We start from the raw sequence: 14,941 nt of genomic DNA, 5'->3' as shown, positions 1-14,941 counted from the left end.
ACTTGCCTCGGGGGTAGTGCGGGCAAACGATGGCGCTAAGTCCCGCAGACTAATCGTGGCGGTGCGCCGGGGGGCTGGGGAATACGGCAATTGCGCCGCCGATCTCCAGGGGGAAATGCCCTATGCGTTACAAATCATTGGTTTCAGGGGTGGCTGTTCTGGCCGGTGCCTCCGCGTGGATGGCTCCGGCTGTCCAGGCCGGGCCGGCGGCCGGTACGTCGACCCGAGTCCTCACCCAGGCCGTCGTCTGGGGTCAGAACGGCGACATCGCGGTGCCGCGAGACTACGCGGGGGACAGCAGAACCGAGCTCGCGGTCTTCCGGCCGGGCAACGGCACCTGGTACGTCCGCGGATCCGCGCCGGTTCAGTTCGGCCAGGCCGGGGACATCCCGGTGGCCGCCGACTACACCGGTGACGGCAAAGCGGAAATTGCCGTGTTCCGTCCGTCGAACGGGTTCTGGTACATCCGCGGCGTCGGGCAATTCGTCTGGGGTGAGAATCACGACATTCCGGCTCCGGCCAACTACGTCGGCGATCCGGCCGCCGAAGCCGCGGTTTTCCGTCCGTCGACCGGCGTCTGGTACGTCCAGAGTTCGGTGGGGCCGATCACCTGGGGAACCGCCGGCGACGCGACGGTTCCGGCCGACTACCTGGGCGACAGTCACGCCGATGTCGCGGTGTACCGTCCGTCGAGCGGCCAGTGGTTCGTCCGCGGCTCAGCCGCCGGGATCGTCTGGGGTGAGCCTGGCGATCTCCCCGCACCCGCGAATTTCACCGGAGATGCCAAGACCGATCTCGTGGTGTTCCGTCCGTCCACCGGCCAGTGGCTGGTCCGCGGCGGGACGACCGTCACGTGGGGAGTGGCCGACGACGTTCCGCTGCCCGGCGATTACCTCGGCGACCCGATCACCGATCACACCGTGTGGCGTCCGAGCAACGGGACCTGGTACATCCGCTACCAGGTGACTGACTGATCCCTGTCGCAGGCCGGCCCCGGCAACGCCGGCCTGCGACTCGGTGCTGGGCCGGTCGCTCGCGTCTTCAGAGCGGGAGCTGGAACCAGCCGCCGATGTCGATCCGGCCCGAGGCTTTCGCCGCCTCGAGCGCGGAGCGGTTGTCGGCGTGGATGACGCCGAGCAGGATCGGCCGGTCGTCCGGGAGTGCGTTGGCCAGCAGGGCCGGGAGGTAGCGGCCGTAGCCGCGGCCGCGGTACGCCGGGTCGAGGATGAACTCCTGGACGACGTACGCCGGCAGGCCGAGCGTCTCGTCGTTCACGTGCGCGCCGACGTATCCGGCCCATTGGCCGTCGACCAGTACGTCGTACAGCAGGCCCGCCTCGATCGACTCGGCCAGGTCTTCGGCGGTCTCGATCCGGGCCTGGTCGGGGTGGTTCGGGTGCGCCTGGTCGATCGCTTCGTACGCCGCGACGGCGCGGGGGTAGTTGTCGAGGTTGGTCGCCTGGGCGAAGGTCAGTTCGGCCGGGACCTTCAGGTGGTTGCGGAGTTCACTGACCAGCCCTGCCATGAAGCGCCGGTCGACACCTGTTTTCGGGAACTGACCGATGGGTGCGGCGCTCCACAGCCTGACGTACCTGGGCTTCAGTACGCCGTACGCTGCCGTGGCCGCTTGCGCCAGCGCGGGCAGATCGTCGGTGCGGACCGCCCGCGACAGGGGAGTGGCGTCGACGAACGGCTTGGCCGCGTCGCCGCCCTCGTACCGCATGCTCAGCATCGCGTGCAGGTCGCCGACCGCCGTCCACCGGTTGAGCAGCAGCTCCGGCGGCTGCCCGGGCGCGAACCGCTCGGCGCGCTGCGTCGCGATGCCCAGGTCGGTCGCCAGGACGACGTCCATCCCGTGCTGCTCGGCGAGCAACTTCAGACGGACGTCGTCGGCGACCCACGTGCGGGTGATCGGGTGCTGGGCGGTGAGGCTGTACACCGCCAGGTCCGTTGCCGTGGGCACGTTCAGGACGCGTCGGCCTTCCGGACCCAGACCTCGCGGATGATCAGCAGCACCGCGGCCGCGGTCGGGATCGCCAGCAGCGCGCCGACGACGCCGAGCAGCGCGCCACCGAGCAGCGCCGCGATGACCGTGACCGCACCCGGGATGTCGACCGCGCGGCGCATGATCCGCGGCGCGACGACGTAGTTCTCGATCTGCTGGTAGATGATCCCGTACGCCAGGCAGGCGACGCCGACCCACAGCCCGTCGGTGAAGCCGATCGCCGCGACCAGGACGACGCCGATCAGGCCACCGACCATCGGGATGAACGCGGTGAACATGACCACGATCGCCAGCGCCACGGCGTACTGGTTGAGCCCGACGATCTCCAGGAACACGAACATGAAGAACCCGGCGCACAACGCGACCAGGAACTGGCCGCTGACGTAGCCGCCGACCCGCCCGAGCACCTCGTCGCCGAGGATCGAGACCCGCTTGCGGCGGCTGGCCGGGACCAGGCTGTACGCCGCGCGCTTGACCGTGGGGAGCGAGGCGAGGAAGTACAGCGTCAGGATCAGGACGGTGAAGCCGGAGAACAGGGCGTTCGCCACGACCTTGCCGACCCCGAGGACGCCGCCGAAGGCGCGCTGGGCGAGGGCTGGGTCCTGGATGTAGTCCTTGGCCTTGTCGATGAACTGGTACCGCTTGTCCAGCTCGTCCAGGGTCTTGGAGTTGTTGAGGAGGTCGAGCCAGTCGGGGGCGTTCTTGATCAGGCCGTTGATCTGGTCGGTCACGACCGGGACGATCGCGAACCCGACGCCGGCGACCGCGAGGACCATCAGCAGGAAGACGACTCCGACGGACAGTCCTCGTTTGAGCCCGCGGCGCATGAACCACTCGACCAGCGGGTTCAGGCCGACCGCGATGAACATCGAGACGATCAGCAGGATCAGGACCGATCGGGCCTGGCCGAGCGCGTTCCACAGGCCCCAGGCGACCAGTACGCCGAGGGCCGCGAAGAAGCCGAACACGAACGGGTTCGAGCGTCTGATCGGCGGGCCGGGGCGGCCCATGCCTTCGTCGGGGTGCCGCTCGTCCATCAGCAGCTGCCCGGCGAGGTTGTCGTCGGTCTCGGCGTCCTGCGCCGACCTCCGCGCGACGCTCGCGGACTCGCGCGCCACACCGGCCGACAGCTCCGCCTCGTCAGCGGAGTCGTCGGCCTGGTCCGCGGACACGTCCGCCTTCTGCGCCGCACCGGTTGCCAGCTCAGCCGCGCCCGTTGCTTGCTCCGCCGAGTCGTCGGCTTCGTCCGCCGACTTGTCGGCGTCCTCGGCCGCCCGCTCAGCCTCGGCGGCCGCCGCCTTCGCCTCACGCGCAGCAGCCTCCACCGCCGCGATCTGCGCGGCGGAGCCGTCGCTCGCTCGGTCCGCACCCGCCGGGTCCGCACCCGCACCCGCCGGGTCCGCACCCGCACCGGCCGGGTCCGCGCCCGCTGGACCGGCGCTCGCGCCCGACGCAACGGCGCTCGCGCCCGACGCACCGGCGCCCGTGCCTGCCGGACCCGAGCCCGCTCGGTCCGCGCCCGATGCACCCGGGTCCGCGCCCGACGGGCCTGCGCCCGCCGGGCCCGGCGCTGGGGTCTTGCTGTCTTCTGTGGAGTTGTCGTCGCCGGCAGGCGTCACTTCTTGTCCTTGTCGGCGGCGTCGTTCTTGCGGTCCTTCGGCGCGAACGGGCTGTCCCCGGTGATCCGGGTCTCCTCGGCCGTCAGGTCGTCGAGCCGGAACTCGTCGATCTTGGTCGAGTCCTTCGGCTCGTCGGCCGGCTTGCTGTCCTTCGCGTCGTCGAGCAGCGCCGGGTCGACCCGCAGGGCGGTGTCGATCCGGGTCTCGTCGACCCGCGCCGTACCGGCGTCCGGCCCGGCGAACGGGCTCCGCCCGGTGAAGCTCTGCGGCTCGTCGCCGGTGGAGTCCACCGGGTACGAGCTGTCGCCCGGAGCCTTGTACGACGAGTCCACCGGGTACGCCGCGTCGCCGGACGGGACCGCGAACGGGTTGCTCTTCGCCTCCGCGGCGAACGGGTTCGCCGACTTGTCGGCCGCGAACGGCTTCGCCGTCGTACCGGTCGAAGCGTCGTCCGCCTTCTCAGCCGCGAACGGGCTCGCCGAGGAGTCCGCCTTGTCGCCCCCGAACGGGCTCGCCGCCGCGCCCGAAGCCGAGTCGTCCGCCGCAGAATCCGCCTTGTCAGCCCCGAACGAGCTCGCCGCTGCACCCGAAGCCGAGTCAGTCTTGTCGGCCCCGAACGAGCTCGCCGCGGCGCCCGAAGCCGAGTCCGACTTGTCAGCCGCAAACGGGCTCGCGTCCGACTCACGGGCGAACGGACGCGCCGACGAGGTGCTCGCGTCCTTGGCGCCGGCCGAATTCGCGGCGGCGTCGTACGAGTTGCTCGACGCGTCGGTCGAACCGGCGGCCGGAGCGGCGTACGAGCTGCTCTCCGCCGGCCGGTCGTACGAGGTCGAGGCGTCGCTGCTCGGCGCGTCGTACGTGGTCGCCGGCGGCGTGTACCCGCCGAACGACGCGCTCGCCGGGGGAGCGGAGAACGGGTTGTACGCCGTCGGCGCGGCCGTCTCCGAGTCGAGCTCGGCGGCCTGCCGGGCGATGTTGCTGGCGATGTCGTTGAGCCCGGCGATCTGCGCCAGGATCCCGTCGCGCCGCTTCGCCAGCCGCTCGGTCTCGCGAGCCACCAGCGTCCGCGAGCGCTCGGCCTCGTCCGCCGAGCTCGCCAGCTCCGCCTCGGCCCGCGTCCGCGCGGCGGTCAGCACCTGCTCGGCCTCGCGCCGGGCACGGGTCAGCGTGCGCTCGGCGGACTCCTCCGCCTCGGCGCGAATCTTGCGGGCCTGCTCGGTCGCCTCCGCGACCCGCCGCTCGGAGGCCTCGGCGGCCTCCTTCATCTGGGTCGTCAGGTTCTCGGTGTCGGCCGCGATCTGCTGGTGCTTGTCGGCCAGTTCCTTGGCCTGCTGCTCCCGCTCGTCGGCCAGCCGCGCGCGCAGCGCCGCCGACTCGCGCTGGATCGCGGTCCGGATCTTCTCCGCCTCGTGCAGCGCGCCGTTCTTCAGCGTGCTCGACTGCGACTCGGCCGTCAGCTGCAGCTGCTCGGCCTTGCGCCGCGCGGCCTGCAGCACCTCGTTGGCCTCGGTCTCCGCGGTCCGGCGGATCTCGGCGGCGTCGCCCTCGGCGGTCCGCCGGATGCTGTCGGCCTCGTTCAGCGCGACGGTCCGGATGTCCTGCGCCTCGCGCTCACCGGTCGCCCGAGCGGCCAGGGCCTCCTTGTTCGCCGTCGACCGCAGCTCGTCGGCCTCACGCCGGGCCTCCTCGAGGGCCTCCGACGCCTGGTCCTGAGCGAGCCGCAGGATCTGCGCGGCCCGGTCACCGAGCCCCGCGTACGACGGGTTGGCGCTCGCCTCCAGCTGCCGCTTGGCCTCGTCCAGTTGCTTCTGCAACGGCGCGGCGCCGGCCTGCAACTCCTCCGCCTTGCTCCGCGCCTCGGCCAGCTGCGCCTCGAGCGCGCGGACGTAGTCGTCCACCGCGTGTTTGTCGTACCCACGGCGTGCGACGGGGAATCCCCCGGCCGCGGTCGCCGTACGGTCGAAGAACGGCAGGCTCGACTCGTCGCCCATCCCTGAGTGTCCCTTCTGGCGGAGCGGATGAATCCCCCAGCGTAAGCCTGTCAGACCCCAGGCCCACAAACCTAACCGGCGCCGGTCGCCCCGCCCCGGACCCGCCCGACGATCACCCCTCACACGCGTCGACCGACGCCCACCACCGTCCAACCACGGCGCCGCAGCGCACCTCACGCCTGCAACCGTCGAAATCCCCGCCTCGCCGGGAGCTTGATCAGTGGTGGGCGTCGGCCTCGCCCTCGTTCACCCGAGCCGCCCCCGCAAACACCCCACCGCGAGCAAGACCGGCCTACTTGTCCCGGAACCGGTTGATCGCCTCGAGATGCTGCGCCCGCAGCTCCTCGTCCCGCACACCCAAACCCTCCGAAGGCGCCAGCGTCAGCACGCCGACCTTCCCCTGGTGCAGATTCCGGTGCACGTCGTACGCCGCCTGGGCCGTCTCCTCCAGCGCGTACACCCGGCTCAGCGTCGGGTGCACCATCCCCTTCGCGATCAGCCGGTTCGCCTCCCACGCCTCGCGGTAGTTGGCGAAGTGCGACCCGATGATCCGCTTCAGGTTCATCCACAGGTACCGGTTGTCGTACTCGTGCATGTACCCCGACGTCGACGCGCACGTCACGATCGTCCCGCCACGACGAGCGACGTACGTCGAAGCACCGAACGTCTCCCGCCCAGGGTGCTCGAACACGATGTCCGGGTCGTCGCCGCCGGTCAGTTCACGGATCCGGGCGCCGAACCGCTTCCACTCCTTCGGGTCCTGCGTCGTCGGGTCCGACCAGAACCGGTACCCCTCGGCGTTGCGGTCGATGATGAGCTCGGCGCCCATCGCCCGGCAAATCTCCGCCTTCTCCGGCGACGACACGACGCACACCGGGATCGCCCCGCCGTTCAGCGCGAACTGCGTCGCGTACGAACCGAGCCCACCCGACGCACCCCACACCAGCACGACGTCGCCCTGCTTCATGTTCGCGCCGTTGGCCGAGACCAGCTGCCGGTACGCCGTACTGTTCACCAGCCCGGGCGACGCGGCCTCTTCCCAGGTCAGGTGCGCGGGCTTCGGCATCAGCTGGTTCGACTTGACCAGGGCGATCTCGGCCAGCCCGCCGAAGTTCGTCTCGAAGCCCCAGATCCGCTGCTCCGAGTCGAGCATCGTGTCGTTGTGGCCGTCGGGAGACTCCAGCTCGACCGACAGGCAGTGCGCGACGACCTCGTCGCCGGGCTTCCACGCGTTGACGCCCGGGCCGGTCCGCAGCACGACGCCGGCCAGGTCGGAGCCGACCACGTGGTACGGCAGGTCGTGCCGCGCGGTCAGCGGCGACAACTTGCCGTACCGCTTGAGGAACGAGAACGTCGAGACCGGCTCGAAGATCGACGTCCAGACCGTGTTGTAGTTGATCGCGCTGGCCATCACCGCGACCAGCGCCTCACCGGGGCCGAGCTCCGGCGTCGGGACGTCGTCGAGGTGCAGGCTCTTGCGCGGGTCCTTCTCCTTCGTCTCCAGGCCCTCGAACATGCCGGTCTCGTCGGCGTGCACGGTGATCCCGCGGTAGTGGTCCGGGACGTCCAGCCCACCAACGGCAGCGCTGTCGCCGGCGAGGATCGCGTCGAGGATCTGCTTCACGTCATACCTCCTGGAGCGGCGGTCGGGTGAGCGGAACTTACCGCCGAGTATGCCCGGGTCGCTGTGCTGCGTGACACAGTTCGGGCTCGGTGAGACCACCGTCACTTTTTCAGTCCACCGGCCGCAGTGGTCTTATCGCCGAGCTGTCCTTCGATGTCAGTACGGCGTCAGCGCACGCGGGTGTGCAGCCGGACCTGCGTACCGGTCGCACCCGAACGCACCTGGACCAGGTCGCACAGCTGGTTCGCGAGCCAGACGCCGCGCCCGCCGAGCCCGTCGACCGGCGGCAATACCCGGCCGACCAGCAGGTCGTCGATCCGGCCGCCGTCGGCGACGTCGCAGATCAGCTCGCCGCCGGCCGTCCACCACGACAGCGTCCCGCGGCCGCCGCCGAAGCGGACGCTGTTCGTGCAGATCTCGTGCAGCGCCAGTTCGAGGTCGTCGATCCGGTCGTCGTTCAGCCCCGCGGACCGAGCCGCGAGGTTCACGCGCCGTCGTACGGCGTTGAGGTCGCCCATGCCGAACTCCTGCCGCTGCGCGCCGACCGGTACGGCGGGCAGCGGGTGCCGGAAGCTCACGTCCGCACCGCGCTCCGGCTCGTCGGGATGCAGGCCGGCGGGATCGACGCCGAGCTCGGCCGAGTACGGGCAGCGCAGCCGGAACCGGCCGGCGTACTCGGTGAAGGCCACGCCCAGCAGGTACTCGTGCAGCGCGGTCTCCTCGAGCTCCGCGGGCGAGCGGCCGACGTACGCCGGTTCGCCCAGGCCGCGCATCGGGATGTCCGGCGCCTGGTCCAGGAGCCGGCGCCACAGCGGGATGATCCGCGCCGGGTTGCGTCCGACCTGGCGCATGTCGAGGAAGATCAGCTGGTCGGCGACGCCGTCGAGCGCCTTGCGCAGCAGGCTGTTGCGGTCCTCCGGGAGGACGGCGACCACGGTCTCACCGGCGTCCAGGCCGGCCTGGACGAACGCACTCGTCTGCCGGACGAAGTCTTCCTCATCGGTGTAGACGAAGGCATCGTGCTGGAACCCCGATGCGACGGGGCGGTGACGATCAGGAGCGCTGTCCTTCAGCACCTCATCAGATTAGCCCCGTACTCACGGGTTGTGACCAGGAGCCGCGCGTCTTGGCCAGAACTTCACTGACAGTCAGCATGCGAAAACGTTTGAGTCAGCGGACGCGCACCACTCAGCAAGCTGTCGCGTAGCCTGCCGACCCCGCCTGGGGACGGGCGCTTTCCGGTCGGCGAGGCGGATAGCTGAGTGGTGGAGCTCCGGCCGCCGGGGCGAGGTTGATCAGTGGTGGGCGTCGGCGCTCGCCGACGACCTGGGGAGTCAGGCTCAGCGGGCGGGCTCGACCAGCTCGACGAGGATGCCGCCGGCGGACTTCGGGTGGATGAAGTTGACCCGGGAGCCGGCGGTGCCGCGGCGTGGTTCGTCGTACAGGAGCTGGGCGCCGCGCTCGCGCAGGATCGCCGACACCTCGTCCAGATCGCTGACGCGGTAGGCGAGCTGCTGGATGCCCGGGCCGTTCCGGTCCAGGAACTTGGCGATCGGCGAACTGTCCGACAGCGGCGCGAGCAGCTGGATCGACGACCCCGAGTCGCCGACCGACAGCATCGCCTCGCGAACGCCCTGCTCCTCGTTGATCTCCTCGTGCGCGACCGTCATGCCGTAGGTCTCGGCGTAGAACCGGACGGCCTCGTCGAAGTCGGCAACGGCGACGCCCACGTGGTCGATCGCCTCGAAGAGAGTCTTGGTCACGGGCTCCATCCGACCAAGATGGCCTGCCCGGGCGCCGGATGCCAACGTCTGTGGCGGATGCGACACCGGACGACCCGATGAGTGTGACCCACGGCATCTACCAGCTGGTGCTCCGCCCGTCCTGGTCCCGGCCCGCGCCGGCCAGGCGGCCGTCCTCACAACCCTTGCCTAAGGCCCCTATGAGACCATCCGGTCCCAGCTGCAGCGGACGCCCTCCACACCACGCGAGCACAGATTCAGGAGCACTCACCGAAGAGCAGCTGATCGCCTGGACCCGCACCAGGCTGACCGGCGCGAAACTCCCACGGACACTGCGTTCCGCCGCTGAACGGCCGACCACCGCGAGCGCCAAGTACCGGCGCCGTGTGACCTGATCGACACAGGCGTACCAGTGCCGTCGCAGGTATCGTGACAGACATGTCTGACACCACCAGCTCGCAGAACGCTGACTCGATTAGTTCGCGGAGCGAAACCGTCATCGTCGCCGGCGCCAGGACCCCGATCGGGCGGCTGCTGGGCGGTCTCAAGGGCTTCACCGGAGCTGAGCTCGGTGGGTTCGCCATCAAGGGTGCGCTGGAGAAGGCCGGGATCACCGGCGACCAGGTCGAGTACGTGATCATGGGCCAGGTGCTGCAGGCCGGCGCCGGCCAGATCGCCGCCCGCCAGGCCGCGGTCAAGGGCGGCATCCCGATGGACGTCCCCGCGATCACCATCAACAAGGTCTGCCTGTCCGGCCTGAACGCGATCGCCCTGGCCTCGCAGCTGATCAGGGCCGGCGAGTACGACGTAGTGGTGGCCGGCGGGATGGAGTCGATGACCAACGCGCCGCACCTGCTGCCGAAGTCGCGCGAGGGCTTCAAGTACGGCGACACCACGCTGGTCGACTCGATGGCGTACGACGGGCTGTGGGACGCGTTCACCGACCAGGCGATGGGTGCGCTGACCGACCAGGCCAACAACGAGGGCCTCAAGCTGACCCGCGAGGAGCAGGACCAGTTCAGCGCGCGGTCGCACCAGCTGGCCGCGGAGAGCTGGAAGAACGGCGTGTTCGCCGACGAGGTCGTGCCGGTCGAGGTCCCGCAGCGCAAGGGTGACCCGCTGGTCGTCGACACCGACGAAGGCATCCGCGGCGACACCACGGTCGACACGCTGGCGCGGCTGCGCCCGGCGTTCGGCAAGGACGGCACGATCACCGCCGGTTCGGCCTCGCAGATCTCCGACGGCGGCTGCGCGGTCGTCGTGATGAGCAAGCGGAAGGCCGAGGAGCTCGGCCTGACCTGGATCGCCGAGATCGGCGCCCACGGCTCGGTGGCCGGCCCGGACTCGTCGCTGCAGAACCAGCCCGCGAACGCGATCGCCAAGGCCTGCGCGAAGCAGGGCATCGACCCCGCGTCGCTGGACCTGATCGAGATCAACGAGGCGTTCGCCGCGGTCGGCATCGCCAGTGCCCGCGAGCTCAACGTCGACGTCGACAAGGTCAACGTCAACGGCGGCGCCATCGCCCTCGGCCACCCGATCGGCATGTCCGGCGCCCGCCTGGTCCTCCACCTCGCCCTCGAGCTCCAGCGCCGCGGCGGCGGCACCGGCGCAGCCGCCCTCTGCGGCGGCGGCGGCCAGGGCGACGCCCTGATCGTCCGAGTCCCGACCAACAACTGACCGGCCCCCGGCCGCTTCGCATGCCAATCCCAACGCCCACTCAGCTCCCGTCCCGGGCGCCGCTCGCGGCCCCGTCTCGGGCGCTGAGTGCGCTGTGGGACGGCCAGCCGAATCGCCGGCCGACCTCAGCCGCATCGAGCCCCGTTGCGTCGGCGCCTCCCGCAGCCGTCTCGGGTGCTCCGATCTCCGTCACCCCGGCCTCCACCGCGCTGAAGCGACGTCCAGGCAGGCCGAGGATCGCGGCACAGCCGCAGCACCCATCCGAGCTGCCGCACACGGCGGCTCGGGCGACGCCGTTGTCGTTCAAGCTCGCGCTGCGAGCCAGCCGACTTCGGCTGTTCGGCATGCTGAGCCCTGTGTCGGCTCGGGCGACGCCGTTGTCGTTCAAGCTCGCGCTGCGAGCCAGCCGACTTCGGCTGTTCGGCATGCTGAGCCCCGTGTCGGCTCGGGCGACGCCGTTGTCGTCCAAGCCCGCGCTGCGAGCCAGCCGACTTCGGCTGTTCGGCATGCTGAGCCCCGTCTCGGCTCGGGTTCCGACCTGGATGCTGACCGCCGTACCGGCGCAGCTTTCGGGCGGAATGCCACTGCTGACCCGGACTCCGGCTTCGACCCGGCTGCCTCTTGCCGCCCCGACTCAGCCGATACTGACCTGATGTCACGTCGTACGCCGCCTGTCGCCGAACTGGTCGAGCGCGCCCGGGCCGGTGAGTCCCGCGCGGTCGCCCGGCTCATCTCGCTGGTCGAGGACGAGTCGCCGCTGCTGCGTGAGGTGATGGCCGCACTCGCGCCGCACGCGGGGCAAGCGCACATCGTCGGCATCACCGGCTCGCCCGGGGTGGGCAAGTCCACGTCCACCTCGGCGCTGGTTTCGGCGTACCGCGCGACCGGCAAGCGGGTCGGCGTACTGGCCGTTGACCCCTCATCGCCCTTCTCCGGCGGCGCCCTGCTCGGCGACCGCGTCCGCATGCAGGACCACGCGACGGACGCCGGCGTGTTCATCCGCTCGATGGCGTCCCGCGGGCACCTGGGCGGGCTGGCCTGGTCGACCCCGCAGGCCCTGCGGGTTCTCGACGCGGCCGGCTTCGACGTCGTCCTCGTGGAGACCGTCGGCGTCGGTCAGTCCGAGGTCGAGATCGCCGGGATGGCCGACACCACGCTGATCCTGCTCGCGCCCGGGATGGGCGACGGCATCCAGGCGGCCAAGGCCGGGATCCTCGAGGTCGGCGACATCTACGTGGTCAACAAGGCCGACCGCGACGGCGTGCAGAACGTCACCCGCGACCTCCGCGCGATGCTCGCGCTGGCCGAGCGCGACGCCGACGCGTGGACCCCGCCGATCCTGAAGACCGTTGCGAGCCGCAACGAAGGCGTCGACGAGGTCGTCGCGGCGATCGAGGACCGGCTCGCGTGGATGCGCGCGTCCGGCGTACTGGAGGACCGCCGCCGAAGCCGAGCCCGTGACGAGATCGAGGCGATCGCCATGACCTCCCTGCGCTCCCGCTTCGCCCACCTCCACGGCGACGCCCGCCTGGACGTCCTCGCCGCCAAGGTAGCCACCGGCGCCACCGACCCGTACTCAGCCGCCGACGAACTCATCTCCGCGCTCTGACCGCGCCCCAGCGACCGCCACCTACACCCCACGCCCGTACGTCGCACCCGCCGCACACTACGCAGGCGCCGTACGGCGCACCCGCCCTACGCCGCGCACCCCGCCGTGCGCAGCGCACATCGGACGTCGGCGAGCTGATCTCCGTGCTCCAGTCAACGGCCACCACGCACCCGCCGTACGCCACAGGCACCCGCGATACGCCGTCCTGACGCCGCGCACGCCGCAGTCCTTGCCGCGCTTCGAGGCCATCGCCGGGCCCGGCCGCCGCAGCAGTCGACGAGCGGTCTCCGAGCGTCGCCCACCCGTCCGCACCTGCCGGAGCGCCGACGCTCCATTAGCCGTCGGCCCCGCGCCTGGGGCCGACGCTGAGCTGCGCGAGTGCGCCAGCAAAGCGGCGACCGGCCGACCACATCCCCGACCTGCGACCGCCTGCCACCGCCCCTGCTTCCTTCCGTGTTGAGGGTACAAGCGCACCTCTCAACCGGACCGAAGTTATCCACACCATCCCGCCACTGCGACATCTGATGACGCTGTGTCACAGTGTCGGAGGCATGTGGTTGGATAGATCCGAATACGGGCAGGTAACCCGGCGCTTCCAGGCGGTGAGCGATGTGCGTCTCACGGCGGCGCGCCGGTGGCTGCCATGCCCCCCGATCCGTAACACAATGGGACTTGTAGCTGGTGAGCATGATGCTGTGGGCTGTGTTCAGTCAGTGACAGATGGTGACTATCCGTGATAGAAACACAGTCGACCGAATTGGTTGCGAACGAGGAGTGGTGACATGCCGAAGAAGCTGCTGATCTGGCTGGTCATCGCCTTTGCGGCGTTCTACCTGTTCACCCAGCCAGAGGGTGCTGCGGACGCCGTAGGAGGTGCGTTCTCGGCCGTCGGTGATGCGTTCGGGAGCGTGATCACGTTCCTGTCCGCGCTGTTCAACTGATCCTGCGCAGCCAAGTGTCCCGTCACGACGGATCGTGCGGGACACTTGGGTGTAGGGATCGTGGCCGAGGGGCCGACAGCGGGGTGGACAGGGGAGTGAGTGGATGGCCGGAATAGGCCTGTTCCGGATCTTCGACCCGAAGGTCCGGCGCCATCTCATCTCGGACGAGGGCGAAGTCGTCATCGACGAGGTGCGGCACCACTGGGTGGTGTTCGCGGTGCCGATGCTGGAGATCGCGCTGGCGACGGTGCTGCTGGTCGTCCTGCTGTGGAAGACGCCGGGCAACGCGTCGATCGCGTTGCTGGCGATCGTGCTGATCCTGCTCATGCACGCCTTCTGGCGTTTCCTCACCGAGCACCGGGATCGGTTCGTCGTCACCAACATGCGCGTGATGCGCATCCGCGGCGTGTTCTCGCAGACCGTCGCGACGACCCCGATCGCGCGAATTCTCGACATCACCCTGCAGAAACCGATCGTCGGCCGGTTCCTCGGGTACGGGCACTTCGTCTTCGAGTCGGCCGCGCAGGACCAGGGCTTCCGCGAGATCAGGTTCGTCAGCCGGCCCGACGACCGTGACCTGACCATCCAGCGCGTCATCCAGCGCACCGGCCTGCGGGCCTCCGCGAGCGTGGACGTCGTGCAGTCCGACGACGACGACACCGACGACGACGGTACCGGTCCGATCGGGATGGACACGGCCCAAGAAATCACCACGACCATCCCGCGCCAGGCGCCCGCTGCTTCGTCGTCCACCCGGGTGGCCAGCAGCAGCTCCAAGTCCATCTTCAACAGCGAGCAAGCCAACTGGACCGACCAGGATCGCGACGACTAGCTCGTACGGCGTACCGGCGACCAGTTCGTACGGCGTACTCACGCGGCGCGCCTGACTTTTCTTCCTGACCCAGGTCAAGACCCGGCGACCGGCTCCGACCTGATGGTGACGAACTCATGCTTCACCACAGGAGGAACACGTGTCGCAGCTGCTGAAGGTCCAGAACTTCAACGTCTCGAGCGACGGGATCGCCGCCGGGGCGAGCGAGGCCCAAAGCCTCGAGAGCCCGTTCGGCCTGCCGGGCGCCGAGCGGCTGTTCGGCTGGGCCGGCGCGACCGCGAGCTGGCCCAACCGCACCGAGCCCGGCGGCAGTCGCGGTCTCGACGACTACCTGACCCGCGACTTCACCCACAACATCGGCGCCGAGATCATGGGCCGCAACAAGTTCGGCCCCCAGCGCGGCCCGTGGGAGAACGAGGACTGGCGCGGCTGGTGGGGCGACGAGCCGCCGTTCCGTACGCCGGTGTTCGTGATGACCCACCACCCGCGGCCGTCGTACACGCTGTCCGACACCACGTTCCACTTCGTCGCCGGCGACCCCGCCGAGGTGCTGGATCAAGCGCGAGAAGCCGCACAGGGCAAGGACGTCCGACTCGGCGGCGGCGTCAGCACCATCCGCCAGTTCCTGGCTGCCGACCTCATCGACACCCTGCACATCGCGGTCGCACCGGTCGAGTACGGCTCCGGCGTACGGCTGTGGAACTCACCCGACGACCTCCTCGACCGCTACCACCGGGATGTCGTCCCCAGCCCCAGCGGCGTCACGCACCACCTGTTCTGGCGGAAGTAGGACCGACCCATCGTTGCCGATCCGCGGTCTAGGCGTAGGTAGGACCGACGCGTCGTCGCCGATCCGCGTCCCTGGCGGAAGTAGAGCCGAGCGCGTCCTCGCCGGCCCGCAG

The 14,941-nt window shown here is 70.2% G+C and carries 13 protein-coding genes; 7 read left to right on the top strand and 6 right to left on the bottom strand.

The genetic code is table 11. The annotated features are described in order from the left end of the window. Positions 1-149 precede the first annotated feature (149 nt). On the top strand, positions 150-974 hold the full coding sequence (locus ABD235_RS26595; protein WP_344178945.1) for an FG-GAP repeat domain-containing protein: 825 nt from the start codon (positions 150-152) through the stop codon (positions 972-974). A gap of 67 nt (positions 975-1,041) precedes the next feature. On the opposite strand, the gene ABD235_RS26590 is transcribed toward ABD235_RS26595, so the two are convergent. The 6 genes from ABD235_RS26590 to mce form a co-directional block, all read right to left on the bottom strand. After that, the gene (locus ABD235_RS26590) at positions 1,042-1,938 is read right to left on the bottom strand and encodes a GNAT family N-acetyltransferase (protein WP_344178943.1); all 897 of its coding nucleotides are present in this window, start codon (positions 1,936-1,938) and stop codon (positions 1,042-1,044) included. A gap of 26 nt (positions 1,939-1,964) precedes the next feature. Continuing rightward, on the bottom strand, positions 1,965-3,623 hold the full coding sequence (locus tag ABD235_RS26585) for an AI-2E family transporter (protein ID WP_344178941.1): 1,659 nt from the start codon (positions 3,621-3,623) through the stop codon (positions 1,965-1,967). Beyond that, complete coding sequence (locus ABD235_RS26580) at positions 3,620-5,614, bottom strand: coiled-coil domain-containing protein (RefSeq protein WP_344178939.1); 1,995 nt, start codon at positions 5,612-5,614, stop codon at positions 3,620-3,622. The genes ABD235_RS26585 and ABD235_RS26580 overlap by 4 nt, the downstream gene beginning before the upstream one ends. A gap of 292 nt (positions 5,615-5,906) precedes the next feature. Further along, a complete protein-coding gene (gene ccrA, locus ABD235_RS26575; RefSeq protein WP_344178937.1) occupies positions 5,907-7,238 on the bottom strand; it encodes a crotonyl-CoA carboxylase/reductase in 1,332 nt (443 codons plus the stop codon). 167 nt (positions 7,239-7,405) lie between these two features. Then, positions 7,406-8,314: an anti-sigma factor RsbA family regulatory protein gene (locus tag ABD235_RS26570; RefSeq protein WP_344178935.1), complete on the bottom strand. Its 909-nt coding sequence runs from the start codon at positions 8,312-8,314 to the stop codon at positions 7,406-7,408. 264 nt (positions 8,315-8,578) lie between these two features. Then, positions 8,579-9,010: a methylmalonyl-CoA epimerase gene (gene mce, locus ABD235_RS26565; protein ID WP_344178933.1), complete on the bottom strand. Its 432-nt coding sequence runs from the start codon at positions 9,008-9,010 to the stop codon at positions 8,579-8,581. Between the two features lie 408 nt (positions 9,011-9,418). On the opposite strand from mce, the gene ABD235_RS26560 reads away from it, so the two are divergent. The 6 genes from ABD235_RS26560 to ABD235_RS26535 all read left to right on the top strand — a co-directional run bounded on the left by ABD235_RS26560 (position 9,419) and on the right by ABD235_RS26535 (position 14,829). After that, the gene (locus tag ABD235_RS26560; RefSeq protein WP_344178931.1) at positions 9,419-10,657 is read left to right on the top strand and encodes an acetyl-CoA C-acetyltransferase; all 1,239 of its coding nucleotides are present in this window, start codon (positions 9,419-9,421) and stop codon (positions 10,655-10,657) included. Between the two features lie 344 nt (positions 10,658-11,001). Further along, positions 11,002-11,310, top strand: coding sequence for a hypothetical protein (locus ABD235_RS26555; protein WP_344178929.1), 309 nt, complete (start codon positions 11,002-11,004; stop codon positions 11,308-11,310). After that, the gene (gene meaB, locus ABD235_RS26550) at positions 11,310-12,266 is read left to right on the top strand and encodes a methylmalonyl Co-A mutase-associated GTPase MeaB (RefSeq protein ID WP_344178927.1); all 957 of its coding nucleotides are present in this window, start codon (positions 11,310-11,312) and stop codon (positions 12,264-12,266) included. Before ABD235_RS26555 ends, meaB begins: the two co-directional genes overlap by 1 nt. Before the next feature lie 782 nt (positions 12,267-13,048). Beyond that, positions 13,049-13,207: a hypothetical protein gene (locus ABD235_RS26545; protein WP_184796222.1), complete on the top strand. Its 159-nt coding sequence runs from the start codon at positions 13,049-13,051 to the stop codon at positions 13,205-13,207. 103 nt (positions 13,208-13,310) lie between these two features. Further along, positions 13,311-14,039, top strand: a complete 729-nt coding sequence (locus ABD235_RS26540; RefSeq protein ID WP_344178923.1) for a PH domain-containing protein — start codon at positions 13,311-13,313, stop codon at positions 14,037-14,039. 139 nt (positions 14,040-14,178) lie between these two features. After that, a complete protein-coding gene (locus tag ABD235_RS26535; RefSeq protein WP_344178922.1) occupies positions 14,179-14,829 on the top strand; it encodes a dihydrofolate reductase family protein in 651 nt (216 codons plus the stop codon). Positions 14,830-14,941 lie beyond the last annotated feature (112 nt).

The organism is Kribbella lupini, from assembly GCF_039529595.1.
Classification (GTDB): domain Bacteria; phylum Actinomycetota; class Actinomycetes; order Propionibacteriales; family Kribbellaceae; genus Kribbella; species Kribbella lupini.
Note: the sequence above shows the minus strand (reverse complement) of the source record. Positions and strands in the feature narration are given on the sequence as shown.